Annotated in this window: 30 protein-coding genes; 10 read left to right on the top strand and 20 right to left on the bottom strand. The window is 41.8% G+C overall.

Annotated elements, in window-relative coordinates:
* Positions 1 to 61 precede the first annotated feature (61 nt).
* The 6 genes from PZ638_RS10950 (at position 62) to PZ638_RS10975 (ending at position 5,567) form a co-directional block, all read left to right on the top strand.
* Entirely contained in the window at positions 62 to 1,228 is a 1,167-nt protein-coding gene (locus tag PZ638_RS10950) for a phage tail sheath subtilisin-like domain-containing protein (RefSeq protein ID WP_275612193.1), read from the top strand.
* Positions 1,229 to 1,240: 12 nt separating this feature from the next.
* Positions 1,241 to 1,753, top strand: a complete 513-nt coding sequence (locus tag PZ638_RS10955; RefSeq protein WP_004254594.1) for a phage major tail tube protein — start codon at positions 1,241 to 1,243, stop codon at positions 1,751 to 1,753.
* 60 nt (positions 1,754 to 1,813) lie between these two features.
* On the top strand, positions 1,814 to 2,116 hold the full coding sequence (locus tag PZ638_RS10960) for a phage tail assembly protein (RefSeq protein WP_275612194.1): 303 nt from the start codon (positions 1,814 to 1,816) through the stop codon (positions 2,114 to 2,116).
* 83 nt (positions 2,117 to 2,199) lie between these two features.
* Positions 2,200 to 2,265, top strand: coding sequence for a GpE family phage tail protein (locus PZ638_RS10965; protein WP_230083332.1), 66 nt, complete (start codon positions 2,200 to 2,202; stop codon positions 2,263 to 2,265).
* Positions 2,262 to 5,132, top strand: a complete 2,871-nt coding sequence (locus tag PZ638_RS10970; protein WP_275612195.1) for a phage tail tape measure protein — start codon at positions 2,262 to 2,264, stop codon at positions 5,130 to 5,132. Before PZ638_RS10965 ends, PZ638_RS10970 begins: the two co-directional genes overlap by 4 nt.
* A gap of 3 nt (positions 5,133 to 5,135) precedes the next feature.
* On the top strand, positions 5,136 to 5,567 hold the full coding sequence (locus PZ638_RS10975) for a phage tail protein (RefSeq protein WP_275612196.1): 432 nt from the start codon (positions 5,136 to 5,138) through the stop codon (positions 5,565 to 5,567).
* Positions 5,568 to 5,618: 51 nt separating this feature from the next.
* Here PZ638_RS10975 and PZ638_RS10980 read toward each other — a convergent pair whose 3' ends face one another.
* A complete protein-coding gene (locus PZ638_RS10980; protein WP_272660640.1) occupies positions 5,619 to 6,629 on the bottom strand; it encodes a protein NO VEIN domain-containing protein in 1,011 nt (336 codons plus the stop codon).
* A 182-nt stretch (positions 6,630 to 6,811) separates the two neighbouring features.
* Between PZ638_RS10980 and PZ638_RS10985 the strand changes: the two genes are divergently transcribed.
* On the top strand, positions 6,812 to 7,264 hold the full coding sequence (locus PZ638_RS10985; protein WP_172767205.1) for a hypothetical protein: 453 nt from the start codon (positions 6,812 to 6,814) through the stop codon (positions 7,262 to 7,264).
* 59 nt (positions 7,265 to 7,323) lie between these two features.
* On the opposite strand, the gene PZ638_RS10990 is transcribed toward PZ638_RS10985, so the two are convergent.
* The 17 genes from PZ638_RS10990 to PZ638_RS11070 all read right to left on the bottom strand — a co-directional run bounded on the left by PZ638_RS10990 (position 7,324) and on the right by PZ638_RS11070 (position 18,176).
* Positions 7,324 to 7,944, bottom strand: a complete 621-nt coding sequence (locus PZ638_RS10990; RefSeq protein WP_272673763.1) for a tail fiber assembly protein — start codon at positions 7,942 to 7,944, stop codon at positions 7,324 to 7,326.
* On the bottom strand, positions 7,944 to 9,641 hold the full coding sequence (locus PZ638_RS10995; RefSeq protein ID WP_275612197.1) for a phage tail-collar fiber domain-containing protein: 1,698 nt from the start codon (positions 9,639 to 9,641) through the stop codon (positions 7,944 to 7,946). The genes PZ638_RS10990 and PZ638_RS10995 overlap by 1 nt, the downstream gene beginning before the upstream one ends.
* Positions 9,638 to 10,249: a phage tail protein I gene (locus tag PZ638_RS11000; protein WP_275612198.1), complete on the bottom strand. Its 612-nt coding sequence runs from the start codon at positions 10,247 to 10,249 to the stop codon at positions 9,638 to 9,640. The genes PZ638_RS10995 and PZ638_RS11000 overlap by 4 nt, the downstream gene beginning before the upstream one ends.
* On the bottom strand, positions 10,242 to 11,153 hold the full coding sequence (locus PZ638_RS11005; RefSeq protein ID WP_275612199.1) for a baseplate assembly protein: 912 nt from the start codon (positions 11,151 to 11,153) through the stop codon (positions 10,242 to 10,244). Before PZ638_RS11005 ends, PZ638_RS11000 begins: the two co-directional genes overlap by 8 nt.
* A 4-nt stretch (positions 11,154 to 11,157) precedes the next feature.
* A complete protein-coding gene (locus PZ638_RS11010) occupies positions 11,158 to 11,499 on the bottom strand; it encodes a GPW/gp25 family protein (protein ID WP_141173610.1) in 342 nt (113 codons plus the stop codon).
* Positions 11,496 to 12,125, bottom strand: a complete 630-nt coding sequence (locus PZ638_RS11015) for a phage baseplate assembly protein V (RefSeq protein WP_275612200.1) — start codon at positions 12,123 to 12,125, stop codon at positions 11,496 to 11,498. Before PZ638_RS11015 ends, PZ638_RS11010 begins: the two co-directional genes overlap by 4 nt.
* Positions 12,122 to 12,760 (bottom strand): phage virion morphogenesis protein, encoded by a 639-nt coding sequence (locus PZ638_RS11020; RefSeq protein WP_275612201.1) that lies wholly within the window; start codon positions 12,758 to 12,760, stop codon positions 12,122 to 12,124. The genes PZ638_RS11015 and PZ638_RS11020 overlap by 4 nt, the downstream gene beginning before the upstream one ends.
* Positions 12,753 to 13,205, bottom strand: coding sequence for a phage tail protein (locus PZ638_RS11025; protein ID WP_004254663.1), 453 nt, complete (start codon positions 13,203 to 13,205; stop codon positions 12,753 to 12,755). The genes PZ638_RS11020 and PZ638_RS11025 overlap by 8 nt, the downstream gene beginning before the upstream one ends.
* The gene (locus PZ638_RS11030) at positions 13,205 to 13,375 is read right to left on the bottom strand and encodes a preprotein translocase subunit SecG (RefSeq protein WP_141173614.1); all 171 of its coding nucleotides are present in this window, start codon (positions 13,373 to 13,375) and stop codon (positions 13,205 to 13,207) included. The genes PZ638_RS11025 and PZ638_RS11030 overlap by 1 nt, the downstream gene beginning before the upstream one ends.
* Positions 13,372 to 13,905 (bottom strand): lysis system i-spanin subunit Rz, encoded by a 534-nt coding sequence (locus PZ638_RS11035; protein WP_275612202.1) that lies wholly within the window; start codon positions 13,903 to 13,905, stop codon positions 13,372 to 13,374. Before PZ638_RS11035 ends, PZ638_RS11030 begins: the two co-directional genes overlap by 4 nt.
* The gene (locus PZ638_RS11040; protein ID WP_275612203.1) at positions 13,905 to 14,441 is read right to left on the bottom strand and encodes a lysozyme; all 537 of its coding nucleotides are present in this window, start codon (positions 14,439 to 14,441) and stop codon (positions 13,905 to 13,907) included. Before PZ638_RS11040 ends, PZ638_RS11035 begins: the two co-directional genes overlap by 1 nt.
* 1 nt (position 14,442) lies before the next feature.
* Complete coding sequence (locus PZ638_RS11045; protein ID WP_153673430.1) at positions 14,443 to 14,730, bottom strand: potassium channel protein; 288 nt, start codon at positions 14,728 to 14,730, stop codon at positions 14,443 to 14,445.
* A gap of 18 nt (positions 14,731 to 14,748) precedes the next feature.
* The gene (locus PZ638_RS11050; protein WP_004919643.1) at positions 14,749 to 14,952 is read right to left on the bottom strand and encodes a tail protein X; all 204 of its coding nucleotides are present in this window, start codon (positions 14,950 to 14,952) and stop codon (positions 14,749 to 14,751) included.
* Positions 14,952 to 15,440 carry a head completion/stabilization protein gene (locus tag PZ638_RS11055; RefSeq protein ID WP_275612204.1) on the bottom strand — a complete coding sequence of 163 codons (489 nt, stop codon included), beginning with the start codon at positions 15,438 to 15,440 and terminating at the stop codon, positions 14,952 to 14,954. Before PZ638_RS11055 ends, PZ638_RS11050 begins: the two co-directional genes overlap by 1 nt.
* A 102-nt stretch (positions 15,441 to 15,542) precedes the next feature.
* Positions 15,543 to 16,238 carry a phage terminase small subunit gene (gene gpM, locus PZ638_RS11060; protein ID WP_228367002.1) on the bottom strand — a complete coding sequence of 232 codons (696 nt, stop codon included), beginning with the start codon at positions 16,236 to 16,238 and terminating at the stop codon, positions 15,543 to 15,545.
* A 20-nt stretch (positions 16,239 to 16,258) separates the two neighbouring features.
* Positions 16,259 to 17,308: a phage major capsid protein, P2 family gene (locus tag PZ638_RS11065; RefSeq protein ID WP_275612205.1), complete on the bottom strand. Its 1,050-nt coding sequence runs from the start codon at positions 17,306 to 17,308 to the stop codon at positions 16,259 to 16,261.
* Between the two features lie 46 nt (positions 17,309 to 17,354).
* Complete coding sequence (locus tag PZ638_RS11070; RefSeq protein ID WP_151207471.1) at positions 17,355 to 18,176, bottom strand: GPO family capsid scaffolding protein; 822 nt, start codon at positions 18,174 to 18,176, stop codon at positions 17,355 to 17,357.
* Positions 18,177 to 18,324: 148 nt separating this feature from the next.
* Here PZ638_RS11070 and PZ638_RS11075 point away from each other — a divergent pair, with 148 nt between their 5' ends.
* Together PZ638_RS11075 and PZ638_RS11080 are read left to right on the top strand one after the other, a co-directional pair.
* Positions 18,325 to 20,049, top strand: a complete 1,725-nt coding sequence (locus PZ638_RS11075) for a terminase large subunit domain-containing protein (RefSeq protein WP_275612206.1) — start codon at positions 18,325 to 18,327, stop codon at positions 20,047 to 20,049.
* Between the two features lie 2 nt (positions 20,050 to 20,051).
* On the top strand, positions 20,052 to 21,107 hold the full coding sequence (locus PZ638_RS11080) for a phage portal protein (protein WP_272660629.1): 1,056 nt from the start codon (positions 20,052 to 20,054) through the stop codon (positions 21,105 to 21,107).
* Between the two features lie 56 nt (positions 21,108 to 21,163).
* Here PZ638_RS11080 and PZ638_RS11085 read toward each other — a convergent pair whose 3' ends face one another.
* Positions 21,164 to 22,603, bottom strand: coding sequence for a hypothetical protein (locus PZ638_RS11085; RefSeq protein ID WP_275612207.1), 1,440 nt, complete (start codon positions 22,601 to 22,603; stop codon positions 21,164 to 21,166).
* Between the two features lie 521 nt (positions 22,604 to 23,124).
* Here PZ638_RS11085 and PZ638_RS11090 point away from each other — a divergent pair.
* Positions 23,125 to 24,900: a P-loop NTPase fold protein gene (locus PZ638_RS11090; protein WP_275612208.1), complete on the top strand. Its 1,776-nt coding sequence runs from the start codon at positions 23,125 to 23,127 to the stop codon at positions 24,898 to 24,900.
* 153 nt (positions 24,901 to 25,053) lie between these two features.
* Here PZ638_RS11090 and PZ638_RS11095 read toward each other — a convergent pair whose 3' ends face one another.
* A complete protein-coding gene (locus tag PZ638_RS11095; protein WP_275612209.1) occupies positions 25,054 to 25,914 on the bottom strand; it encodes a DUF2971 domain-containing protein in 861 nt (286 codons plus the stop codon).
* Between the last annotated feature and the right edge of the window lie 574 nt (positions 25,915 to 26,488).

A 26,488-nucleotide genomic window follows, 5' to 3' on the forward strand; every position in this document is an offset into this window, starting at 1 on the left:
CATGATTTGTTATCAAACATCCCTGAGAATAAAGATAAATAGACATCAGGAGATAATAACGATGGCCGTATATCATCACGGCGTTGAAGTCGATGAAACCACCGACCTCAGCACCCTTATTCGAGATATCGACACTTCTGTGATTGGTATTGTCTGCACCGCAGAAGATGCCGACCCCGAAGTGTTCCCACTTGATACCCCCGTGTTAGTCACGCGCATTAAAACGGTACTCAGCAAAGCGGGTAAAACCGGTACGCTTTACACCACACTAAAAGCGATTGACGACCAATGCAGCCCCAAAGTGGTCATTGTGCGCGTTGCCGAAGCAAAAGAAGGCAGCGAAAAAACTCAAGACCAATTAGTGATTGGGGGTACCGGTGACGATGGCCGCTACACTGGCCTTTATGCCCTGCTAACTGCCGAGGCCAATACCGATGAACGTCCGCGTATTTTGGCGGTACCGAAACTAGACACTAAGCCTGTTGCCATGCAGCTTGCGATTTTTGCCGAGCAAATCAAAGCCTTTGCCTATATCAGCGCAAACGGCTGTAAAACTATCGCCGAAGCCAAGAAATACCGCGAGGATTTCAATCAGCGCGAGGTGATGATCATCTATCCTGAATTTATCGCCTACAACAAAGAAAGTGGCCAAAACGAAGTTATCCCCGCCACCGCTTACGCCATTGGTTTACGCGCCAAGATTGATGCGGAACAAGGCTGGCATAAGTCGATTTCTAACGTGCCGGTTAATGGTGTTTTGGGTATTAGCGCGGATATTTACTGGACGTTACAAGGTAAAGACACCGACGCCAACGATTTAAACAGCCACCAAATCACCACGTTGATTAAACGCGATGGGTACCGCATTTGGGGTAATCGCACCGGCGACAAAGAAATCTATACCTTTGAAGTGTATACCCGCACCGCACAAATCTTGGCTGAAATGATCGCCGAGGCGCATTTTAGCTATATCGACAAAACACTCACCCCCTCATTGGTGAAAGATATTGTCGATGGGATCAACCGCAAAGGCGCACAACTCGTCACGCAAGGCCGTTTATTAGGGTTCCAATGTTGGTATGACCCATCGGATAACCCGAAAGAAAATTTACGCGATGGTAAGGCGCACATTCGCTACAAGTACACCCCCGTACCGCCACTGGAAAACCTGTCTTTAACGCAGGAATTCACTGACGAGTATTTCGCTGTTTTTGACCAACTGGGCTAAGGAAATTGAATTATGGGTATGCCTAAAAAACTTTTTATGTTTGACCTGTTTATTGATGGCCAAACCTACCTTGGACAAGTAGAAGAAGTCACCCCACCAAAGCTGTCATTAAAAACAGAGGATTATCAGGGTGCCGGTATGGTGGGCTCTGTGGCTGTCATGATGGGCTTTGATTCTGGTGCATTAGATATGGAGGCCTCTATGGGGGGCTTAATGTCTGAATTGCTGGAAAGCTGGGGCGCCACCATTGACGGTAAGCAATTCCGCTTTGCGGGCTCTTACTACAATGATTCAACTGGTGAATCCGTTCCGTGTGAAATTCAAACTCGCGGACGTTTTACCGAATTGGATTTAGGCAGTGCGAAAGCCGGTGATAACACGCAACACAAATACACCATCAAAAATACCTACTGCAAAATCACCATCAATAACAAAGAATCATTTGAAGTGGATTTGCTCAATATGGTGTGGAAAGTCAACGGCAAAGACATGTTGGAAAAACACCGCGCCAACATTGGCCACTAATTAACACGGTGGGTTTAATCACCCACCCATTTCACGTTTATTTTAATAGGAATAGTAACCATGGCTGAAGTTATTCAATTCGACGCACCTATCAAATTAGAGTCAGGGCAAGAAGTCACTGAAATCACCATCACCGACACCATGAAGCAAGTCGGCGCATTACGTGGCTTAAAACTGTATGACGTGATGACCTCCGATGTGGATTCACTGATTAAATTGCTGCCACGTGTGACGTCACCGCGTATGACTGAGCGTGATGTTATACAACTGCCAATCCCTGCATTAAATGCACTTGCTACCGGCGTTGCCAATTTTTTAGTACCGAACTCCCCGCAAGAGACGACAGACAACGCGGGAGAGTAATTGAGTGCCCGAACATTGAAACGGACGAGTTAATCGCTGATATCGCCACCGTTTTCCACTGGGCGCCGTCTGAATATGACGCCATGACGGTTGGCGAAATCCTGTTATGGCATAAACGCGCAGCCGCCAGAACAGGAAATGAATCATGAGTGACCGCAATTTAAATATCAAAGTGTCGTTAAGTGCGGCGAATAAGTTATCATCCCCTGTCAGTGCTGCACAGCGCAGCGCGGCAGGGTTAGCAACTCAAATCAAAGCCACACACGCTTCAATCCGTAATTTACAAAGCCAGTCGAAAACGTTCGAACGGCTTTCTAATTCTGTTAATAAAAACTCACAAGCCTACGAAACAGCTAAAAATAAAGTTAAGGCGTTACGTGACCAATACCCCCCGCTAACCCAGCAAACCGAAGAACAAAAGAAAACCTTGGCTGCTGCACGGTTAGAGCGTGACCGTTACGGCCGCACGCTTGACAAAGAAAAACAAAAACTCAATACCGTAACGGCCACATTATACCGCCACGGCATATCCGCACGACAAAGCGGTGATGCCACGGCACAAGTGACACGACGCACTGAAATCTATAACCGGCAGTTAGACGAACAACGCCGCCGGCTTAATGCGGTCACTCGGGCACAAGGCCAATATGCAAAATCAAAAGAGCTACGCAATAAATTAGCCACTGGCGGTGCGATTGCTACCGCAAGCGGTGCGGGTGCGCTGTATGCCGGCGCGCGGATCACGGCTCCTGGTCGAGACTTTGATGAGGGCATGTCAACGGTTCAAGCCCTCACCCGATTAGATAAAAACTCGCCACAACTGGCCATGTTACGTCAGCAAGCGCGAGAGCTGGGCGCCAGTACAGCGTATACCTCTACTGATGTGGCGGCTGGCCAAAAGTTTTTGGCGATGGCCGGTTTTACACCGGATGCCATTAAGGCCGCATTGGGTGGCGTACTTAACATGGGCTTAGCCGGTGACATGGATCTCGGTGATGCTTCCGATATCGGCTCAAACGTTCTGACGCAATTTCAATTGAAAGCGGAAGACATGAACCGCGTTTCTGACGTGCTCACGGCTACATTTACCCGCAGTAATACCGATTTACGCCAACTCGGTGAAACAATGACGTATGCAGGCCCGATTGCCGCACAACTTGGCGTCAGCCTTGAAAGTATGGCAGCAATGGCAGGAACCATGGCAGATAACGGTATTCGGGGCAGTATGGCCGGTACGTCACTTCGCGCGGGCTTATCACGCATGGTTGCTCCAGTCGGCAAAGGCCAAGCCGCCCTTGATAAACTGGGCGTCAGTGTTAAAGACACTAGCGGCAAACTCCGTGACGCCGACGAAATCTTAAAAGACGTTGGCAAAAGCATGCGTAAGTTTGATCAAGCCAGCCAAATTCGCATGAAAAAAGACATTTTCGGCGAGGAAGCGATGGTCGGTATGGGCGCCGTCATTGATGCCGTAATGAATGGCCGTTATGACGCACTGAAAACAGCCAATATGGGCGCCGAGGGTGAAGCCGATAAAAACGCTAAAGTTAAGATTGATAACTTAAAAGGCGACCTGAAACAGTTGCAATCTGCATGGGAGGATCTCGGCATTGAAATTCAAGAAAATGTCAATTCCCCTTTACGCCGTGTCACCCAATCATTGACAGGCTTTATTGGCAAAGTTGGCCAGTGGATGAAAGAGCACCCCAAAACCACGCAAGCCCTTGCAGTTGGGGCAATAGCAATTGCCACCTTAGTCACTGCCCTTGGCGCGTTAGCCCTTGCCGCGGCGGCGGTGATTGTGCCGTTTGCCGCGATGCGACTTAGTCTATTTATGCTTACCGGCAGTCAAGGTTTTGGCGGCTTAATGGCCGCGGGCAGTAATGCCATTAACCTTATTGGTGGCGGGTTTTCTTTGCTATTGAGCCCTGTGGGTTTATTTGTTGCCGCCATCGTGGCCGCTGGGGTATTAATTTATCAATATTGGGAACCCATTAAAGCTTTTTTCAGTGGGTTTTGGGATGGTTTTACGTCTGCCCTTGCGCCAATTGGTTTAGCTTTCAGCGCCACCTTCGCACCATTTGCCCCGATATTCGACGGTATTTCAAATGCGGTCAGCAAAGTGTGGAATTGGTTTAAAGAATTACTGTCACCGGTTCAATTATCTACTGAAGAATTGAAATCGTGCACCGAAGCCGGCCAAGTGTTCGGCGAGGTAGTGGGTAAAGCTATCAGCGCCCTATTCTTTCCCATTCAGCAAGTCGCCAAAGGCCTTGGCTGGATATTAGAAAAACTGGGTGTTATCCCCTCCGCGGCCGAAGCTGCCGCCGATGCGGCACGTGCCATGGGGGTTGACCCGAACGAAAAAGACCCATTCAAAGTACTGAACTCCGTTTCCGCTTATGCAGGGAAAACCGCCAAGGCCAACGAACAGGCACAAAAACAGCAAGCCGAGGCAACCAGTAAAATCACCAGTAGCGTCACCGTTGCCGGTAAACAATTAGAAAAAAACAGCGAGCTACAACAAAAAGCCAATGACGTTAATCCGTTAGAAAATACGGAAAAATACGGCACGTTGGTGTATGACGGCGCAGAAAAGAAAAGCAAAACTAAAGGTAGTAAATCCGCATTAAGTGATGCCGCGGAGAGTGTTGATAGAAATAAACTCGGCGACATTGTGTTTAAAAACTTTCCGGCAGTAACGGCCGTTAATGGACTATATCAAGAGCCCCGTATAGCCGCGAGAAAAACCTCATTATTTCCACAATTCAATGATACGTTGATTAATACCTTAGCCCCTATTCAACCCAAATTAAATGCGGTACCGGTGGCAGTATCGCCGACACGGCCAGAACGGCAAATCATGCAGCCGGAATACAATACTTTTGAGTTGAATTTTTACGGTGTTGATATGAGCAATAAAAAAGAAATTGCCGACATTGTGAAACAGCAATTATCCACCTTGTTACGTGAACGTGATAGCCGCCGCCGTTCCAGCTTAAAAGATCAGGACTAAATTATGATGATGATTTATGGCATGTTTGTGTTTGAGCTACGCACCGCCCCTTATCAAACATTTAACCACTCACTTGACTGGCGCCATGTGAAAAATGACCGTGTTGGCCGCAGTGCTAAATGGCAGTATGTTGGCGCCGGTGAAGATAAGATCACGCTGGCCGGCACACTTTACCCCGAAGTGACCGGCGGTGATGTATCGCTGGAATTACTAAAAACCTCTGCCTATGTTGCCCGCCCACTACCGCTGATTGAGGGCACTGGTACCATTTATGGGATGTATGTGATCACCAATTTAGTCACTGATAGAACAGAGTTTTTTTCGGATGGTAAGGCAAAAAAAATTGATTTTACGCTGTCGTTGAGTCGGGTGAATGAGGATGTTAGGGAAAGGCTGGCAGGTGTGGATGTTGGGGAGTTGATTACAATACAATAACCAAATTATCATTCCAGCTCTATCAACTGGAATGATATTTTTTTAATATAACTATGCAGTAATTTGAACTATTGCCGAAACATACTCATTCCAATTCACTTTACCACCTGAACAGTTTTCAATTGACCAACATTGATTTCTAGAACTGTAAAAACATACATATAAATTAAAATCTTCATCAGAAAGTGCATTATTGACAATACAAAGCCTATAATCAGATTCATTTTTTAAGAAGTGTCTATATTCATTGGGGGTTAGCTGAATTTGTTTGCCAAGGCCAAATAAACCTTTAACTTCGATTCTTAATAGTTCATCAGATTTATATGCTTCTAAATCCCAACCAACATTGTCACGCTCAACACTTTTTATACTATAACCCTGTTTCTCATAGTACTCCGTCGTTCTTGCAACTGCTGATTTTTCTGTTTTCCTTCTTAGCTCAGGATTACTATTATAAATAGCAGAGATAATATCTTCTTGCGTCATACTGTCTTGTTGTTCATTTATTAAAGAGGTTCTTAAATTTATAATTCTCTTCACTCGTTCAACAAAGTCAGCGCCTTCACGGCTATCCCCATACCAAAAAGGTGATGTTCCCATTAAACCTTTTCCATTTCTAGGTACTCTCAAAGTTCGTTCTTCTACAGGAAGCAGTAAGCTATCTTTTGCATCAGCTTCAAACCAATAACTTTCCTCTTCATCATAATGAGCTCTTGGTTTAGCAGTATTCTCATCTAGTTTTTGAATATTCCTAAAAACACGTGCATTTCTATACCACCCAATGACAACATTCCCATCACTAGGACTAGTTGCGCACCAGATAACATCAACACCATCAATGTATGGCTCTTTTATATTATCATTGCCTGAAATCCGTTCTAAATTAAAAGAAGAGCCTCTGTTCCTGACGTAACCATAATATTTACCGCCAAACTCCAAAAAATTTCGGTTTTCATGACCTGTTTTCATCTCACTAACGTAAGAACCACCATTGACTATTTTATCCGTAGTTTCTCCACGGTAATTTTCCATCCATCCAATATTACAAAATAAAATCGCCATATATTTCTCCTTTTTATATATGATTACTCTATAACATTAATTATGATTATTCTGTAAGATAAATTGCTTAGCCGTTAATTCTATGAGACCAATTTATTGTCTTGTGTTTCCTATTTAGTATTCATATATTTTTCATGTAACATACTATGCAGTATAAAATTACTTTACTGAGTTTATTGCTAATGAAAAAAGCATTTCAACGAATTGGTTCTGTATCTAATGCGCATGTTGGCCTTGATTTTGAACTCAAAGCTCAATTGTTTTTTGAAAAACAAGGCATTTTGTTGGAAAAAAATCACAAAGTAATGATAGGTGTTGATAAAATCAAAAAATATCATCGGTTTGATTTAGGTTGTTCTGAACAAAAAATCTTAGTTGAATGTAAATCGCATCGCTGGACAACAGGTAATAATGTACCAAGCGCAAAATTAACAGTATGGAATGAAGCTATGTTTTATTTTCATTCTGCGCCAACTGACTATCGAAAAATAATGTTTGTACTTAAAGACAAAAGAAAAAAATCTGGTGAAACATTAGGTCAATATTATGTAAATAGATTTAAACATCTTATTCCTAATGGTGTAGAACTATGGGAATACGATGAAGTTTCGATGAGTGCTACTCAGGTTTATTGATTTGACAGAAATATTTTAATAACAAAGCCCCATTGGTTGGGGCTCAGAGTAGATTAATGTTATTCGGGTTTTTCAGGCCAATCAATATCTGGTGCGAGTGAAGTATCAACACGGTTTAACAAAACACGGTATGTTTTCCACGCTGTTAATTTTGCGTTGTAATCGTCATCATCAAGACCAACTTCAATGGCATCTTGCAAATATGTGATAGTGGCATTCGCTTCCTCTAATCGCTGCGCCTTTTCCTGCTCGGCTTGTGCAACCAATACCGCTTTTTGAGCTTCAGTATCTGTTACCCATTTTTTGCCGTTCCACTTATCAAATTCTGTTTTCGGCTCTAAGAGAGTTAGCGTATCGGGCAAATCGCCAATAAAATCAATTTCAATCGGTTGGCGGGTTTCTGTGCTGTACGCTGTTTTACCTCTGTTATCTGTCACGATTTCCCACTTAGAGCCATCTTCACTACGCACCACCGCAAAGCCCGCTTTTGTCGGTAGTTCTGGTGCATCAATATAAGCGCCAGCGGACACGCTCACATCAAAATAAATATTCTCCATGCTCGCGTTTAAATATTCACGCGTTTGTGGGTCTGCTATATAAACTTTAATCCAACCCGCTTTTGTTGCTAAACCATTTTCGCCAATTTCTGCTTGTTCAATATCTAAATTATAGTTTTTCATTATGCTGCTCTCACGATATATAAAAATGCAATGTTGCGCGGACGTGTTTCAGTTCCGCCTTCAAGGTTCATCGCGTCTTTTGAAATTGCTCTACGGTTACCGTTACCCCTACCGAAATAAGCAGTACCAGAGCCAGAATCCTCACCAATTACCGAGTGGTTATGTGCTCGAAATGCATCACCTTGAGCCGATAGAACGGCACGACCTGAATCAATACCGCGCCCCGCATCAAGACCTCGAAGGAACTCTGCTCGTAAATCAGGTAAAATTCCTGTTGAGTATGCTTTTGCTAAAAGTGGATAGGTTGTTTTATTAAATGACTGGCCATTACAGACTAAATAACCCGCAGGAGCGGTAGCTTGAGGCCAAGGGATTGGGCATCCCACAGGGTAATCACTTCGTTCAAGATAGCCGGGAATTTTTACGTTACCGTTATGATCTCTCTGAGTATTCGCAGTTGAAAACATGGTATACCACGGGTTAACCACATTATTTGTGATTGTACGAATTCCCACTTTCCCTGCCAAAGTAACCGCAAGTTGAGCACCGTAAGTATTGGATGTATATCCAAAAAGATTAAGGAGAATGTGATTTGTACCATCAAAAGAATCCGTAGATACATTTCCATAAGCGTACCCAATTGAATTAAGTCTATAGTCTGATAGCTTTGGATACCCACCGAGCGAAACTCCGACATCACGCATCCAGCCGCCATCACCCACTAACATAGTTGTGCCTGATTTGTTCGGTATGGTGACTACATTTCTATTACTACCGCTAGCAGTTCTATCAACAATAGTGAGTAGTGACTTATCATCGGTAGGATTTGTTTCAAGAATCAAGTTGCTCGAATCTGCTCTGGTGAGACCTATCCCAGAATAATTACTTGTTCCACCAATTGATAATCTAGCGTATTTAATAGTCACGCTACCTGTTATGGTTCCACCTGTTTTATCAAATTTCCCATTCAGCCCGTTAGTTAATGCTGTATTGGTTGCATAGTCACCCGCAGGGGCATAATTTCCCTTGGGTTGATATCTGCCATCTGATTCAATTTTTGAATAGCTGTACCCAATAGCTGCAAGCTTACCAATTTCAGTAGTGAACAAATGCAAACTAGGCACTTTGTCGTTATCGTTGCCTTTTTGTCCTGAAATATTCGCTTTATCGAATTTTTTATTTAAATCCAGTTTGGTTTGTGCTGATAGTGCATCAATTTTTTTGTCCAGCACGGTGATTTCAGTATTCACATATTCACGAGTTGCCAGAACAACTGACGGGTCAATTTTTAACGTTACTGATTCAGTGTGGCTGACAATTAACACTATACGAATAGACTGCGTGCGACCTGACCCCTCCGCTAATTGTGGCTTATACGTTTCGGGGCAGTTTGCTACCGCAATTAAATTACCGGCTTTATCAAATAAGCCAATCTCACGTATCCACCAACCGCCATCCTGTTCAGGAATAATTTGTTCAGCAATGATTTGATTTTTATTTTTATCATCAATAAATAATGTGTTAATGGCGGCTCTGCGTTTTTCAGCAATTAATTTAGTTTGATTGGTATCCGGCGTTGGCAAACTCCCGCCACCATCACCCACCGCCATTTGAGTCAATTCAAGCTTTGTACCCAGCGCAGTTGCTTGGGCTAATAAGTTCTCACCTAATTTTGTGAGTAAGGCAAAGTATTTCATTGTGGATTAATCCTCATTTCATCAATTAAGTGAATCGCAGCGCCTTGAACATCAAGGCCAGAAACCGAAATTAAAGGCGGTGTATACGCGTAAACAGTCAATGAATCACCGGTGTAACTGGATGCCGCGCAATAAAATTCCCCTCGGGTTTCTAGTTGAATAGTGAGCCCGACAAGGTGACGGCTTGCCGGCTTGGCATCAAAAATTAATGCCTCTAACTCTTGATACATTTCCTCGGTGATACCCGTTTCAAGTACGCCAATATCAAGGCGAAACGTGCCGGCGATTTCGTTGGTTTTCCACCACTCAATCACGCGAATTAAATAGCCCAACGGCTCCACTACTCGGCGCAATGCACCAATGGTGCCCTTGTGTTTATGAATAAACATGGCGGCTTTCACCGCATCCCGTTTGGCTTTTTCTGTCCAGTTCTTATCCCACCGGTCAACGCTGAACGCCCACGCCAAATACGGCAGCAAATGCACGGGGCATTTATCAGGGTTCCACAATTCACGAATAGGAATAGGCACGCGCTCAATCTGTGCCAATGACTCTGCCGCGGCAAGCTCTAACGGTGATGAGCCGACAGGCAATAACCGGCTATTCATCCGAGCCCCCTAAAACGACATTAATTTGCGTGCAGAAACTCGCCTGTGTTTTGTCTAGCTTGATATCTGCAACCGGCTTTTTCAGCTCCACACGTTGCACGCCTTGAACATGCAGCGCGGCATAAATGGCACTAAGGACAATGTCACGGCCTAGCCGGTGTTGCTGTGTCGCATAGCGTTTCACTTGCTCCTCTGCCGCCGCCATGATGGGCTCGTATTCAGGCGAGGGATAACAGTAAATCACCGCGTCGATTTCATAATTAACGATGGTTGCCGATTGCACAGTCACACGGTCAGCCACGGGTCTAATATCTTCATCGTTTAGCGCCATATCGACTTTTTCAATTAAATCAGCCGGTGCGCTGCCGTTCCCCTCACGAGATAAAACGGTGACAGTGACGTGAGCCGGTAATGGGCTAATCACAGAGGCGTCAGAAACCCGACCATCGGCAGAGCGTGCATGATATTCATAACTGCCAATCGGGCCAGCTACGCTTAACGCTTCGAAAGCGGCCGGTATACGCATGCGCAAATTAGAATCGGACTCATACACCGGTGCAATCGGTGGGATAGCGTTTTCATCACCGGCTGATAACATCAGGCGTTTCACGTTGTTATTGGCCGCGAGTTGGTCAAGGTCGGCACCGGTGGCAAAGGCCACCATACTTGCGCGAGCCGCTTCATTAACGCGCTGACGTAAAATCAATTCACGGTAGCAGCTCTCTTGCAATAATTTGGTTAACGGCTCAGATTCCAATTCTAAGGTGCGGGTGATGGCTTCCCGTTGTTCTGCTGGCATCGCACCAATTAGTGCGGCTTTGCGTTCGGCAAAGAGCACCTCATAATCTAACGTTTCGACCACATCCGGTGCCGGTAATAAACTTAAATCAATACTGGCTGCCATACTGTTACCTCACAGGAATAGAAATCGAAATCGGTTCACCCGTTTGCATGATCACACCGGATAAACTCACGCCCATTTCGCCAACATCAGAACGAATATAATCAATAGTTTGCAGCCTAACGCGGGGCTCCCACTGCATTAACGCCATATAACACGCACTCATAATTTTGAGTCTCAGTGCAGGGTTTTGTGGCTGGTCAATCAAGTCATACAACAGTGAGCCGTATTGCCGGCGCATCACCCGCGAACCAATGGGCGTTCGCAAAATATCAGCGATACTTTGGCGAATATGCTCATTATCAGTAAGGCTTTGCCCTGTTTTCGCATTCATGCCGCAATATTTCATACCGGTTCCCCTGATGTATCCCCACCCGAACGCACACCGCTATGTTGGTGAGTATGTATAACCACACCATTAGACGTTATCGCCCCGCCGTTATGGTTAAAATTGCCGGTCATTTCACCGCCCTTTTCCACATTCAACGTGGCGGTGGTGAGGTTATTGGTACAAATCACGTTCGGTGTATCGAGCTTGATTTCGACAGAGGCTTTGCAAATCACTTTTTTGGTTGTTGCACTAATTTCATCGCTAGCCTCAATCACCGCTTTTTTAATACCAACGGCCTTTAATGTTCCGTTTTCTGGCTCATACTCAATCACCGCACCATCGGAAAAAGTGTGGTGTAATGCATTGGCTGAATGTGTCGGCGCTGGGTTCGCATTGCTATACAGCGACCCCAAAACAAAACCGGTTGTTAGCTCACCGCCTATCGCCCCAATCAACACTTGCTCCCCTACCGTCGGCGCCCAGTAACTCCGAGATTCACCGGCGCGATGCACTAACCACCTAATCCAATCTGTAACTAATTCCCCCACTTGAACACGGCAACAGTTATTGTCTAAATCCACCTCAGTGACCACGCCTTGTCGAAAAAGGTTACTGAGTAAACGGTATAGCTCTTGTAAATTCATAACTGCCCCACCAAGTCGAGATAAATCATTTCCAATAAACCTAAGCGTTCATGCTCTGATAGCCCCAATAACTCCCGTTTGGGGTAACGTGCCCGTGCCAGTTCATTCACTGCCCCCTCAAGCCCGTATTGATGTTCCCGCGCAATTGCCGCAGCTTTGCCTTGAAAACCCACTATCGCGCTATCTTGTGTATTGCGGGTATGAAGAAAACGCGCAGCCCTAAGCCGCCTGAACATCGGTGCGTTACGTTTGGTACTGCGCTTGACCGAGGAAAAATTAATATCTAAAAAACGGGTAATATCTTGGCGATAAAAGGTTCTTACCGCGCCTCTATCTTCATCAAAACCGGTAATGGTTTTACCGCGACGACCTTTTGACCCTTGCCAATTTCGCAGGGTGCGAACATCACCACGGTGAATAAATCTAATTTGCTGCTGTGCGCGTAACACTTTGCGTTTACGGGGTTCATAGGCCGAGCCGTCCGCATTTTGTTGGCTACGAATGCGCTTTTGTTGGTCAGCACGAATTGCCCGCGCTAATTTTCCCGTCAGTTTTCGCCGGTAAGCCGCTGAGGTTGTCGATAACAAGCCGTTAAGCTCATTTTCAAGTTGCATAAACAGGCTGTTATCACTCATGAACCATCACCCCCTCATCGATCACGATATCCCATGCAGGTAAGGCAATTTCAGGCTCGGAAATATGCTCTTGCACAATTTTTCCATTCACTTTTTTAACAATCACGCGCTCGGTGGCCTTGATGGTATACAGCACGTCGATTTTTTCATTGTCGAGAATGTCGGCCTTATAGCGAATGCCATTCGCCCGTTTATCAGGGTTAAATAACAAATCTGGTTGATGTTTTCTGGCAAAAGTCAGAATGGCCAATGACAATGCGCTCAATTCGCCGGCGTAATCCATGGCCAACACCTGAATTTGGTACTCATTCAAGTAAGATGCGGATTGTGTACCGGTGGCCTGTATACCACCCTCAGTAATATAGACCTCTAATAAATCAGGGTTTTGTTTAAACTGGGGTATCTGCTCAACAATAGTTTGGCGTAATAGATTTGGCTTTAACATTATCTCCCCCGAGTGTCATAGAGTGCTTTTTGGCAACGCATTTCAATGCGTTCTTGTAGTGGTGCCGTGGCGCATTTGGGTTCTTGCAATAACACCACGCCGCCCAACAAAATCAGGCTTAAAAACAAAATAAAAACAATGAATATCAAGATATTAATTAATGTTTTCATCTCACCCTCTTGCACTGGTCTACCACCTCACGGATATAGCCCTGTAAATAACTTATTTTGGCTCTGTCTTGTTTAATTCCGGTTCGGATATCGTGAACAATAAGTCCACCTTTTCGAGTGAGTCCGACGGTGGCTGCATCGCCCACGCTGCCGGCGCGGGCAGTGTGATTGATGGTGAGCTCACAGGTTGCAAGGTCGGCGCTGGCGAACTGCACGCGACGACGCTCAGTGAGCAAATCATCACGCAAACGTTGAGATTCATTTTGTTCATCTAACAACCTCTGGTTATAAGTCACATCAAGCTGGTGCAAGGTCTCTTGTGCTTTTTTTAACTGGGCGAGTTTTTCATTTGCATCAATAAAGGCTTGGGCGCTTATCGCACTGAGTGCCATTTGGTGCCCCAGTTCACTCACACTTAACTTGGCTTTGAAGTCCAAACGTGCAATGCCAAACACCGCACCGCCGCTAACTAATGCAGCAATAAAGGCAACCGCTAAATATCCCCCAAAAACCTGACAATAATTCACCATTACCGCCCCCATTCGCCGCACAGTAATTCGGCCTCTTGGTCACGGCGGATCACTTGGCCATAACAGCCGTTTGGCTGGCCTTTAGTTTGGCGACAATCTTTACCGCCATCCCGCGTCCATTTAGGAAGCTCCGCACAGGCGCCCTTGATATCTCCCGCATTTAACTTGCGGTAGAACGTGGATGAGAAACATTTAGATGGCCCGATGTTGTAAGGGCAAAATGAAGCAATACCGGCGATTTGCGGCTCGGTCAGTGGTACGTGAACATGGCGTTTAACCCATGCAATCGCTTTGTCAGCTTCAATCTGGTTTAGCCAGTCACATTCCGCTGGGGATAATTGGGTACCCATTTTTACCGGTTTTCCGTCAATACGTGTTACACCACGACAAATAGTGGCCACGCCGCCCCCGTCACGATATGCCTTAAGCGAACTCCCCTCTTTTTCATTCAAAAAACCAGAAAGGATCGCGCCGCCACTGGCACCTGAAATAATCAACGCAATAACAGCCTGACTTAATCGTGATTTGGTATTCATTTCATAAATCCTTTGGTGATTGCTCGGTGACTTTCACAATATTTTCAATATCGCGCTCACTGATGGGGTGACGAGAGAAATAACGTTCTAATATGCGTGTGCGTTTCATTTGCTCACGGCGGTTTAACCGGTAGGTCATTACGCCCAATGAAACACTGGCAATTAACCCGATTAAAAACCCCCACTCATACACGGAAAAATCACCAAAAAATCCTAAAATGCCCGACCCACTGAACAAACCGCCAAATCCAGAAAGTGCGTAAGTTAGGCGGCTCCACCAATCATTCATGCTATTAATCCTGTTTTGTTAATCCCAAAGTTGGATCATGTCTTGTTTTGCCACCGGTGCGAGTTCGGGTAATTCCACCCATTGTCCCGCAGCTAGCTGTATGCCGCCCTCAACCAAATTCGGATTGGCTTGTAGTACTTGCTCAACGATGCCCTGAGTGCGCCCGTAATGCCGCCAACACAATAAATCAACGGTGTCACCTTGCAGCGCCTGCACTTTCATTAGACGAGCTCCGCAAACATGCGTAACTTACCGAGAATATCCCGCACGGCGTTTTGGCCATCACGCCTCAGATCATCAATTTGCGTGCTCAAGGCTTGAGCGTGTTTTTCACCCTCGCGTGTGGTGTCAATATCGCGGTAGTTTTCAATCAATAAGGCCTTAGTAAAGCTATACACCGCATGGTGATAACGAAAAACAACAGCCGTGGTGTCGTTAATTTGTGGTGATGGCACCGCAGATAACTGATTAAACCCTTTGGCTTTTTGTTCCTGCCGCCATTCATCCAATAGCTGATTAACATACAACACCGCTTCAGTGGCCATATGCTTTAAGCGGCTTGTGGTGACATTACCTGTCAAGCGCATGGATTGGCGTAACAGGTCTAAACCAATGTCAGGCCAAAAGTCACCCGATGTGATTTTTTCATCACCATCACTGATGCTTTCGTCTTGCACGCTATGAATTTGTTTTGATGCCACTAAGCTCATGATTACCCCTTTGAAAAAACGGAGGTGGACAGCGACAGTACAGAGGGTTAGCCCTTTATTATTGCTGTGCCTCCGTGGCACGCGGGTGCAACTCGGTTATTGCTATTTTTTAGGCGTTTCGTCTTCTTGCTTACGCACTGCCCGTAATAGCTGTTCAATCTCTTTTTTCACGCCAATATCTTTGTCGATAAGAATGGCTTTTTGTAGGTATTCAAGGGCTAAGGCTTGTTGCTTATCATCATTTTTGAGTGTTAAACCAATGACTTTGTACAACTTGGCACGCGCCCCATCAGGCATATCTGATTGCGCTGTAATACGCTCTAAACTCAGCAAATCATCAAGTGACGCTGTCACTTCATCGTCTTTGCCACTTGCTTTCACTGCTAATGACCAGTCGCAGATTTCATCAACTAAAACAGTGGCTAAGGTGCGGTTATAGTTATCGGGCAATGGTAAATTAAATTGGATGGCATATTCGGCCATGTTTAAAGCTTCTGTGTATAAACCCGCGTCGATATGCCACACCAAAGTACGAGTAAAGACCTCATCAGCCACACCGCTCTGGCTTTCCAACACGCCCTCAATCCAACCGCGATAATTAGGTAAAACCTTACGCTTATAAGCCGCTTTGCGGTCATTGCCTTGGATATTGCTTAGTTGCGCTTGGTCAGCCCGTAAACGGTGCAAAATATTTTCATAGGCGGTCATATCGGCCCGTGACATTTCGGCAGGTACCCCACCGCGACGCGATGCCATTACTTTTTGCCAGTGCTTCTGTGCCGGTGTTAAATGTTCCATTTGCGTTCCCCAATGTTGGCTTAAATTTCTTTGCTTTCGGCGTAGTTGATGCCTTCAATCAGGCAAGATAGACCGTAATCTTCAATCATATAGCCCTCATTACCCGACGAGTAAGTCGCTACACGGTTATATTCCGGCTCATCTTTGATCACACGGCGGTACTTGCCTTTCTGCCAGTACACTGACAGGTTCTTAAAGGTCGTTATCAAGGTTGCGCCATCGGGGAAAAATGGCACTTGTAAGGTCGGTAAGTTACCCATTGAACTCAATTTCAACAGCTCATTACCCGCGAGCATTTCCATGTTTGGGTTTTGTTCACTGTGCTGGTTCATGATTTTGAAGTTTTTATCGGTATAGAGTTGATAACCGGTGATCACCACTAAGCCCTGCGCACGGCGATGCCACGGGTCTAACAATGAATTCACCGCATCGAATACCATCGCATCTACGTTGGCATACATCCCTTTGGCAATGATTTTCCCGCTTTCATCACGGCTGGTTAACGTGACATCTTTCATCACGCGTTGTGGCGCCGCATTACGGATTTTTTGCAGCCAACCTATATTGACGTCTTGTAACAATGGATTTTCGGCTTTATTAGACTTTTTCACCCGTTTCACACCATTGAACCCAATCATTAAGCGGTCATTGGCTTCTTGTTGTGCAATCAGTTGGCTGATCATAGGTTGAAATTCAGGGTGCCCCGCCCATGCGTCTAACCATGAATACGGGATAAACGTATCCCAGTTGGTTTTATCACAACGGTAATCGTCGCTGTTTTCCTCATTGACTTGCTCAGGCTGACGGCGCTCGGTCGTTGAGTCATTCGTACCGGCAATAGGGCCATTGACCGAACCAAAAACCTTTTGCCCCTCCTGGTCCGTCACTCCAAATGAGTTGATTTGTTTTAAAAATGGGCTGTTTTCCATTTTTGCTTTTTCTAAGCGCTGCTGCACCGCAGGGTCAACGCTAAAATTTAATGACGAACCCTCACGGCGTACTCCATTTAAGCGGGCTTGCTGGTCAAGCCATGAGAGATAATTCGCCAGTGATTCATTACTGATACCCATAGTAAAAACCTTTTATTGATTAAAATTGAAGAAAGTAAAACGCGGCTTAATACTCAGCCAACTTAGTCGAACCACCGGTGACTTGAGGGCGTGACTCCCCTGAACCATCAGTCACTGCAAGTTGCTGCTTTAAGGCGTTAAAATCATTGGTTAGCTGTGATAACGCTCGTTTTTGCGCTTCATTTTCGGTTAACAAGGTGCCGCATTGCTGTGCAGTCAACTCAATGGCTGTTTTTAGGTTGGTGGTTTCTTCTGAGTTGTGATTACGTTCAAGCCCTAGCCACTGTTTTACCGTCGATAAAAACTTCTTACCGGCTTCCTTTTCCTCTTGGTGTTCGGTGTGTTGCTCACTTAACAAATGGCACTGCGTTTCTAATGAAGCGGTAAAGTAATTGCCGCTATCTGGTAAGCCGCGAGAAACCGCACTTAGTTCAATAGGTCGAGAACCAATAGCCGCTGGGTAATCAGTCAACGCTACCCCCGTTAAATACGCGCGTTTGGTTTGTGGGAATGAGGGGTAATATTCGATACTGGAAAAAATCTTTTGGCCTGACTTATTCAGATTAACAATGTATTCATCTTTTAAATCATCAATATCAATGGTGACTTCAAGCCCTAATTTGCCTTTAAGTTCACCCTCAGTTAATTCAACGGTATTCACCGCTGAAATCATGCTATAGCTGCGAAATTGGCTATCTGGAAACAAACTTTTAATGTGATCCAAATTCACACGACCACAGTAAAATTTTGGGTCGTAATCTTTCGCCATCTGCTCGATATGTTCACGCTCAACGGGAAAACCGTTTAGTGTCATCCCCTCTGCACAAGCAATCAGCTTTATCTGGCGCGTATTTTTACCTTGCGACATAAATCAATCTCCGTTTCTGACGTAACTGTCATTTCGATAACGCCACTATCTCAATCATCTTCTTTTTACTCAAAGGGTTACGGTTCTCATAGCGCTATGAGAACCCATATTCATAGAGGGTTACGCGCGGGCGTGACAAAGTGACAGCATGATGAAAACAGACATTGACCCACGACAAGAAGCCAAAGAACTTTATTGGCAGGCTTACAGCGTTTCGCAGATTGCAAAGCGGCTGGGCTTAAGCATTCACACCATTTATTCATGGCGACGACGTGATAAATGGGATGATGCATCCCCTATTCACCGTGTCACCGACCAAATACATGTAAAAGTGCTGCGTATCATGGCGAAAGACACGATGACCGCCCATGACTTTAAAACGGTGGATTTCTTTAACCGCCAATTAGACCGCTTTGAGCGTTTGGAAATGAAGAAACAAACGGCGGGAACAAGTAAAGTTAAGGCACAAAAGAATCACTTTACCCCTGAACAAATCGAACAGCTTAAAAACCTAGTGCTAGGTAGCTTATTTGAGTATCAGCGCCAATGGTGGGATGAACGCACGCAGCGAAACCGCTTTATTCTTAAATCACGGCAAATTGGGGCTACGTGGTATTTTGCCCGCGAAGCTTTATTAACTGCATTGGAAACCGGTAATAACCAAATATTTCTATCTGCTAGCCGTGCACAGGCCTTTCAGTTCAAACGCTTTATTCAATTATTGGCGCGCCAAGTGGGTGTTGAGCTCAAAGGCGGCGATGAAATTATGTTGTCTAACGGGGCGATCCTGTTTTTCTTGGGTACCGCAGCAGCGACAGCGCAGTCATATACCGGTGACCTCTATTTTGATGAGGTATTCTGGGTATCGCGTTTCTTAGAATTACGTAAAGTCGCCTCAGCCATGGCCACACAAACGGGATTACGCCGTACCTACTTTTCCACTCCATCCAGTGAAGATCACGAAGCCTATGAGTTTTGGACGGGGGATTTTTATAACAAAGGTAAGCCCGAGAAAGAGCGCAAAATCATTGAGCTATCCCATAAGGTATTAAAGCTTGGCCATTACTGCGCGGATAGTATGTGGCGGCAAATCGTGAATATTCATGATGCCATCGCACGCGGACTGAACCGCGTTAATTTGGAAGAAATCAAAGACGAAAACCCGCCCGACGACTTTCGTAATTTATATGAGTGTGAGTTCGTTAAAACGGGTGAACGGGCATTCAGTTATGATACCTTAATCAATTGTGGCGTGGATGGCTATAACAGTGATGTTTGGCCAGACTGGAAACCTTACGCACCGCGCCCGCTGGGTAATCGCCCTGTTTGGGTGGGTGCTGACCCAACTGGTACCGGTGATAATGGCGATGGGTTGGGGTTAGTGGTTGCCTCCCCACCTGCAGTCAGTGGCGGGAAATTCCGCATTATTGAAACTATCCAGTTACGCGGGATGGCATTTGAAAAGCAAGCCGAAGAAATCAAACGCATTACTCAGCGTTATAACGTGCAATCCATCACTATTGATGGCACTGGGGGTACTGGTGCCGCCGTGCACGAGCTGGTCGTTAAATTCTTCCCTGCTGCCAATTTACTCAACTATTCGGCTCCTATCAAACGCATGATGATCATGAAAATGCAAATGCTGATCCGTAGCGGCCGTTTTGAATACGATGCAGGGTTACATAAGCCTCTAATTACCTCATTTATGACTATCAAGAAAGTACAAACCCAAAGCGGGATTATCACCTATGAATCAAGCCGTGTTCGCGGCTTAGACCATGGCGATTTAGCGTGGGCGGCAATGAACATTTTCTCTAACGAAGCGATATCCAGTGAAACTGGCGGCGCTGGCGCACAAGTTATGGAGTTTTAACCATGGAACAAGCAACAGAATTAGCAGCAACCGAAGAACAAACACAAAGCCCTGAATTTTGTTCATTTACTTTTGACCCGCCATCAATTGTCTCTGGCATTGGTGATTTGCTGGACTGCATGGAGTGCAACCACAATGGCCGTTGGTATGAAACCCCTATTGACTTCACTGGCATTGCACGCTCGTTTACCTCGTCAGCGGCCTACCATCAATCACCGTTAGTGTTTAAACGCAATGTGATCACAAGTTGTTTTGAACCAACGCCGTATTTATCACGCCCTGATTTCACCACCTTAGCGCAGGATTTTGTGGTTTTTGGTAATGGTTACCTTGAAAAGCGCATTAACCGGCTCGGCGATATGTTAACGCTTAAACCCTCATTGGCTAAGTATACCCGCGCCGGTGTGAATGAGGGGCAATACTGGCAAGTGAAGAATTACCAAGATGCCTACGAATTTCGCAAAAATAGCGTGATTCACTTGAAAAACCCATGTATTCACCAAGAGATATATGGCGTTCCTGACTACCTAGCGGGACTCATCTCAGCAAATTTGAATCATTCGGCTACCCTGTTTCGGACAAACTATTATGAGAATGGAAGTCACGCTGGTGTCATGGTGTATCTTTCCGCGGCATTGGCTGACGACAAGGCCGTCGAGTCATTAAAAAAGTCACTCACCGAAGCCCGTAAAGGTAAGGCATTTAAAAATATCTTTGTGTATGCCGCCAATGGGGGCAAGGATGGGATTCAAATTTTACCTTTCTCCCAAATCAGCGCCAAAGATGAGTTTGTCGGTATCAAGGACACCACACGCGATGATTTGTTGGCCATGCACCGGATACCACCACAACTGATGGGGATCATTCCACAAGGCTCGGGTAGCCTTGGCGATATCGAAAAAGCCGCAATGGTGTTTTGGTTCAATGAGTTATTACCGTTGATGGAAAGCATGAAATCAATTAACGACATGCTAGGTGTTGAGGTGATCCGCTTTAAACAATATGCATTGCTGGATTTTTTGACACAGGCGAAAGGTAAAGAGCCGAATTATAAATAACTAAAGATAAGCAAACTGAGTGGTCCATTAACTCAGTTTGCTTATCTAGGCAGCGATTAAGACTTGTACTTGGCTAACATCTCATTAATTTTATTTAATTCCACTTCAATCATTCGATCACAAATATTTGGTAAACCTTTTAATTTTTGTAATAATGCTTTTTTCTCATCTTCATTAAGAGTCCAACTCTCAGCGATACCTGTAACTAAGTAGTTGTTGCAACCTGCTTCATAACTACCAGCCGTTTTCATTTCATAGTTATAATCTTCGATTTTAAACAATTTATTTTCAATCAAATAATTAATCATTTCTGCATTACCAACATAAAATGCATAAAAAATTAGATTTATTTTTTTATTTTTACTTTTATAAAAATAGGAGTCAATATCGTTAATAATTGTATTTTCTAAAATACCTCTATCATTCTTAACTTTTTCAATTACGAAAGGTAAGTTATTCGTTAATATGTTCATTGCTAATTTGTAATCATCATTACTAGGCGGCAATCTTGTTAAAAAATAATTTGCCGCATTAACTTCTCTATACTCTATCATTTTATGATAATCAATGTCTCGAAGATTAACATAACTAGCAATGTTTGGATTTAAATCAATTAACTTATCTAATCTACTAATATATATATCACTGTATTCCTTCTTACTTTCAGTTGCAATTTTATATACTAATTCCCATATTAATTTTTGTTTTGATTCTTCATCTAGTAAAGTGAAATACTTTTCAGCAAAAAGAGCCTCAAGATTATGATTTATAGTCATATTCTTTGATATTTTTTTATCAAAAAAAGACCGGAGGTAGTGTCTACCCTCTTCTATTCTATTAACATCAAAGTTATCTTCATGAAATTGGCAGCCAAATAAAAACTCTAAAGAGTCAATGGGGGCTTCAGACCGAAATAATGCATACCATATATAATCGTCTAGTTCATACTCAACTAAACTACAATTTTTCCCTAATTCTTTTTCTAAAGAGTTAGTGTCTCCATTAGCAATAAATGAATGTATTTTATTTTCAAAATCAACATTTAATTTCTGAGGAAAATAAATAATATTGTATGCAACAAAAGATATTAAGAATGCGCCAACAAATTCACTTGATTTTTTGAATCTAAAAACAACCAGAAAAAAATTCAAAAATGTAAATATGAAAAATGTGAAAATACCAAAAAAAATTTCACCTTTATCTTTAACAAAATAAATTTCAACATCACAATAGTATATAAAATTTAAAAATGGAATGAAAACAGAAGCAATAATCAGACTTCTCCATTTATAAACCTTGCTATTATTTTTAAATTTACTTTTAAAACTATTCTCTTCATCATCCTTAGCAAGAAATTTTTCAGAATGACATTCTGAGGTTTTATCCTTTGGTATTGTATCGTTGAAAGCATTTCCAATCGAAATCAAGTAGGTTATACATAAAGTAATTAAGACTACCGCACCGATCGCAACAACATAACCAAGACCATCAAACATAATAATTCCATTTATCATTAACGAATATCAGTGCATAGTCTTAATGTTAAATTTACCTTAGGTACATAAGATAAATCTCACTCACGTACTATTCCTTATCTTTGAGGCTTATTAGATTAATATATTACCCACAAAAGCGATTAAAACAATCTCAGTGCCATTTCATAATTTCCACATAGACAATACTTGTTTTTTACTCAATCTCACTGCTACGGGCTACAGACTCTCAAATAACCCCACTTATAGGCTAATCAAACCATAGCCAGCGCGGACCATCTTTACCCCTTTGCGCGCGCTTGCTCCCCCGCCTCGCCCGCACACAAAAGGTATGGGATTTTGTGCAGGTGTGCGGAGCGCTGAAAGTTAGGCTGGATATGAACTTGAGTAGAAAATAAGTTTAGATGAGAATTGTGCAGGTTTGTGAAGTATTATCAATATTTGCAACTAAACTGATTCTAATCTATGAATAGTTTTCTAGATTAGTTATTATATCAGCTCAACTTAATTTTAAAGTGATAATTATGAAAAACGATAATAGCTTAATTTATTATTTGAATCAGTTCTGCAATAACAATTTAGGTTATGCTCTACTTATAAACGGAGCGTGGGGAACAGGAAAAACATTTTTTATAAAAAAATATATGCACGAAAACAAAAGCAAGAATAAGTTCATATATAATAGTTTATATAATATCTCAACAAACGAAGATCTAAATCGTATATTCTACAATGCTGCACACCCTATCATGGAAAATGACAGTATCAAACATCTACAAAACATAGTAAAAAAAACCGTTACAATTGCTTTAAAAAGTGCAAGTATTGATATAGATACTAATGAGTTAACAACAAATCTAAAAAAAGAATTAGATGCTAAGGAATTTAATAAAATAAATGAAAAGGTTTTTATTTTCGATGATATAGAAAGGTGTACATTACCAATTGAGATGCTTCTTGGTTATATTAATAATCTATCTGAGCATTCTGATGCAAAGGTAATAATAATTGGTAATGAATGTGAAATAAGAAACAAAGAAGAATACTTAAAGATCAAAGAGAAATCTATAGGAAAGACCATAGAGTTTCATAGCAAAATATCAGAATCGTTAGTAGTGTTTAACGACGAACTAGAAAACAAAACACTAAAAAAAACAATTAGCGATAATATAGAAAAACTTGCTTATTGCTTAAGCACATCAAAAACAGACAATTTCAGAACTGTCAGGTCATTTTTGTATGAATCACAAACCTTATTTAATTTAATTGAGAATAAATTTCTCTCAAAAAATTCATTACTATCTGATTTAATTTACACACACATGATGATTTATTTAGAAGTTAAAAATAACAATCTAAATATTGATAACCTACTAACATACGAGGTACTTTCATCAGACAATAATGATTTGAAAAAAAAATTAATCAATCATTCTTTATATTCAAATGATTTAATATTAAATCCATCATTATGGTATAACATATTAAATAATGACATTATAGATAGAGATGAACTAAATAATGCCATCCAAAACTATTTATTAAGTACAGAATCAGAACCACCTGTATGGTATAAGCTATGGAATTATAAACACATTGAAATTAATAACATATATAATTTAATGAGTCAGCAGTTGAAAAAAATAAGAGAGTGTCAGTTTGATGATATGGGAGAACTATTCCATATTTCCGCATTTTTGCTATTTATGAACAATGAAGAAGTGCTAAATTTAAATGAAGACAAGTTAGTTAATAAAATCAAAAAAAATATAAGTAGTATACTAAGATCTGGTAAAACAATCTCTTTTTCTTCTATACCAGGAGTATCTACAATTACATTTTTTGGGCATGGTGTCATTGGCGAAAAACTTGATGGTATACAAAGTTGCTTCAAATTTCTAAAGTCAGAAATTAGAAAAATCGATAATAATATTTCAATGGATATTATAAAACAAATCAAAAATGAATTAAAAAATGATCCCTTTAGCTTTAAAAATACAATTACATCAAATCACAATAAAAACCATCTAAATTTACCAGTACTTTCAAATATAAACCCCAATAATTTTAGTAATGTTTTTATTAAACATACTCAACCTAATAGACTAAATATTCTATCTGCCATTCAATTTAGATTTCATAATTCAAAAAACACACAGTATATAGAAGATGAGAAGAAATGGTTGCATCAAGTAATTGAAACATTCAAGTTAAAACTAACAAATAAAAATATAAACAAGATCACAAAGCATTATTTAGAAATTTTCATTACAGAATTCAATAACATATTAACATATTAACATATTAACATATTAACATATTAACATATTAACATATTAACATATTAACATATTGTCAAAAAGCAATCTATAGAAATCATAGCATTGCTTTTTCCTCTAGAAAACCGAACTATTCATATAGTACATTGAATAATAAACTAGTTATATTGGAAATTATTCATATGAACAAAACCAATATTTATCATCTTTATCTTTTAGTGGTTCTCTTATAATACCAATTACATTTTGAGCACGTTTCACTTGATAAAAACATGTTTTTTTCTGATGGTATCTTAGAATATGAGATATAGCAGCCTTTGTTTCTTCTGGAGTTTTTAGTCCAAAAGTTATACTCGTGATAGCGTCAATATTAAGGTTAAAAATTTGTCCTCCGCTATTGGGAAAGTAGAATCTCCATTCTTGTTCATAACTCCAATCTTTTGATTTTATTGACAACATATTTCTAAAGAAATCATTAAAAGCATTTTTATCAATCCCCATTCCAATTTGTGCATAAAGTAAATAGGCATTCCTAATAATATTTAGTTCATCTTCATATGTTACTTTTTTTAACCATTCGATAGCATTATTAGGCGATTGATAGAACAGTTTTTTGGGATCATAACCTATACATATTCCTGAGTGGTTATCAGCATAATGTGACCACATAGTGCTATTTGTGGAGGTCTCTGATAACGAAAAAATACCGTATTTCTCACAATTAGAATTCCAATACTTCTGAAATGATCTCACCTTATTTTTTAATTCATATGTCGGCTTATTATTTTCAAATAATAAATCAAAAGTATTATATTTTATTCTTTTTTTATATTTATCAAAATACCAACTTTGAAAATGCACAAATGAATCCTTAAATTGCTGAAAAGACACATCAGCATCATTCAACTTAAACTGTACATCGAATGGATCGTTTAGTTGTGATGGTTTAGGTAACCATAGTCCTTTATTTAAAAGACTTAGGATTGTATATTTTTCAAAGTTTCTATATTTAAATAGTTCAGAAGGTATTTCCATTTTTACTGTTTCCTAAGACATTAATTATCAATAAATATTTCAAATAAAAATACCATCAAGTCAATCAGTAATCTAGCTAGCTAGATTGCTATTTATTTAACCTCCCCCGTTCCGGAAGCTGGTTATAATGGGATACAATACAAAGGTTAAAATGTTACTTCCTTATAAAATAATCAGTTATGTTTTTAATTTAAAGCCTCTTAAAACAGTTACCCGTAACCACGAAGTAACCCATTTGTAACCTTTTACCTTTAATATATTTTATATATATTATCAATAAGATACAAGACTATTTTATGTATGTAACCATTGTAACCAGTTTCCGACCCCCTCCTACGAATTCTGATTAGTTGTCAAAAAGATCAAATAATAGTCCATTCTTACTTCACTCGTAGCAAACGAAATTCTTATCAAAAATAACGGTGACGTGTTCGGAAAAGCGTTACAACCGTTACACCATCCAAAAACTAATCATAACCTATTGATAATAAATAATTCTAATGTAACGTTTTAACCGTTACAACGCATTACAAAACAGAGTGCTAAACGTTACATCCTTATAAAACAATAAGTT

The organism is Providencia hangzhouensis (genome assembly GCF_029193595.2).
GTDB lineage: Bacteria > Pseudomonadota > Gammaproteobacteria > Enterobacterales > Enterobacteriaceae > Providencia > Providencia hangzhouensis.

What these genes read in the sequence shown, in the direction of transcription:
- PZ638_RS10950 (WP_275612193.1), top strand. Translation starts at nt 62, where the DNA reads ATGGCCGTATATCATCACGGCGTTGAAGTCGATGAAACCACCGACCTC.
- PZ638_RS10955 (WP_004254594.1), top strand. Translation starts at nt 1,241, where the DNA reads ATGGGTATGCCTAAAAAACTTTTTATGTTTGACCTGTTTATTGATGGC.
- PZ638_RS10960 (WP_275612194.1), top strand. Translation starts at nt 1,814, where the DNA reads ATGGCTGAAGTTATTCAATTCGACGCACCTATCAAATTAGAGTCAGGG.
- PZ638_RS10970 (WP_275612195.1), top strand. Translation starts at nt 2,262, where the DNA reads ATGAGTGACCGCAATTTAAATATCAAAGTGTCGTTAAGTGCGGCGAAT.
- PZ638_RS10975 (WP_275612196.1), top strand. Translation starts at nt 5,136, where the DNA reads ATGATGATGATTTATGGCATGTTTGTGTTTGAGCTACGCACCGCCCCT.
- PZ638_RS10980 (WP_272660640.1), bottom strand. Translation starts at nt 6,629, where the DNA reads ATGGCGATTTTATTTTGTAATATTGGATGGATGGAAAATTACCGTGGA.
- PZ638_RS10985 (WP_172767205.1), top strand. Translation starts at nt 6,812, where the DNA reads ATGAAAAAAGCATTTCAACGAATTGGTTCTGTATCTAATGCGCATGTT.
- PZ638_RS10990 (WP_272673763.1), bottom strand. Translation starts at nt 7,944, where the DNA reads ATGAAAAACTATAATTTAGATATTGAACAAGCAGAAATTGGCGAAAAT.
- PZ638_RS10995 (WP_275612197.1), bottom strand. Translation starts at nt 9,641, where the DNA reads ATGAAATACTTTGCCTTACTCACAAAATTAGGTGAGAACTTATTAGCC.
- PZ638_RS11000 (WP_275612198.1), bottom strand. Translation starts at nt 10,249, where the DNA reads ATGAATAGCCGGTTATTGCCTGTCGGCTCATCACCGTTAGAGCTTGCC.
- PZ638_RS11005 (WP_275612199.1), bottom strand. Translation starts at nt 11,153, where the DNA reads ATGGCAGCCAGTATTGATTTAAGTTTATTACCGGCACCGGATGTGGTC.
- PZ638_RS11010 (WP_141173610.1), bottom strand. Translation starts at nt 11,499, where the DNA reads ATGAAATATTGCGGCATGAATGCGAAAACAGGGCAAAGCCTTACTGAT.
- PZ638_RS11015 (WP_275612200.1), bottom strand. Translation starts at nt 12,125, where the DNA reads ATGAATTTACAAGAGCTATACCGTTTACTCAGTAACCTTTTTCGACAA.
- PZ638_RS11020 (WP_275612201.1), bottom strand. Translation starts at nt 12,760, where the DNA reads ATGAGTGATAACAGCCTGTTTATGCAACTTGAAAATGAGCTTAACGGC.
- PZ638_RS11025 (WP_004254663.1), bottom strand. Translation starts at nt 13,205, where the DNA reads ATGTTAAAGCCAAATCTATTACGCCAAACTATTGTTGAGCAGATACCC.
- PZ638_RS11030 (WP_141173614.1), bottom strand. Translation starts at nt 13,375, where the DNA reads ATGAAAACATTAATTAATATCTTGATATTCATTGTTTTTATTTTGTTT.
- PZ638_RS11035 (WP_275612202.1), bottom strand. Translation starts at nt 13,905, where the DNA reads ATGGTGAATTATTGTCAGGTTTTTGGGGGATATTTAGCGGTTGCCTTT.
- PZ638_RS11040 (WP_275612203.1), bottom strand. Translation starts at nt 14,441, where the DNA reads ATGAATACCAAATCACGATTAAGTCAGGCTGTTATTGCGTTGATTATT.
- PZ638_RS11045 (WP_153673430.1), bottom strand. Translation starts at nt 14,730, where the DNA reads ATGAATGATTGGTGGAGCCGCCTAACTTACGCACTTTCTGGATTTGGC.
- PZ638_RS11050 (WP_004919643.1), bottom strand. Translation starts at nt 14,952, where the DNA reads ATGAAAGTGCAGGCGCTGCAAGGTGACACCGTTGATTTATTGTGTTGG.
- PZ638_RS11055 (WP_275612204.1), bottom strand. Translation starts at nt 15,440, where the DNA reads ATGAGCTTAGTGGCATCAAAACAAATTCATAGCGTGCAAGACGAAAGC.
- gpM (WP_228367002.1), bottom strand. Translation starts at nt 16,238, where the DNA reads ATGGAACATTTAACACCGGCACAGAAGCACTGGCAAAAAGTAATGGCA.
- PZ638_RS11065 (WP_275612205.1), bottom strand. Translation starts at nt 17,308, where the DNA reads ATGGGTATCAGTAATGAATCACTGGCGAATTATCTCTCATGGCTTGAC.
- PZ638_RS11070 (WP_151207471.1), bottom strand. Translation starts at nt 18,176, where the DNA reads ATGTCGCAAGGTAAAAATACGCGCCAGATAAAGCTGATTGCTTGTGCA.
- PZ638_RS11075 (WP_275612206.1), top strand. Translation starts at nt 18,325, where the DNA reads ATGATGAAAACAGACATTGACCCACGACAAGAAGCCAAAGAACTTTAT.
- PZ638_RS11080 (WP_272660629.1), top strand. Translation starts at nt 20,052, where the DNA reads ATGGAACAAGCAACAGAATTAGCAGCAACCGAAGAACAAACACAAAGC.
- PZ638_RS11085 (WP_275612207.1), bottom strand. Translation starts at nt 22,603, where the DNA reads ATGTTTGATGGTCTTGGTTATGTTGTTGCGATCGGTGCGGTAGTCTTA.
- PZ638_RS11090 (WP_275612208.1), top strand. Translation starts at nt 23,125, where the DNA reads ATGAAAAACGATAATAGCTTAATTTATTATTTGAATCAGTTCTGCAAT.
- PZ638_RS11095 (WP_275612209.1), bottom strand. Translation starts at nt 25,914, where the DNA reads ATGGAAATACCTTCTGAACTATTTAAATATAGAAACTTTGAAAAATAT.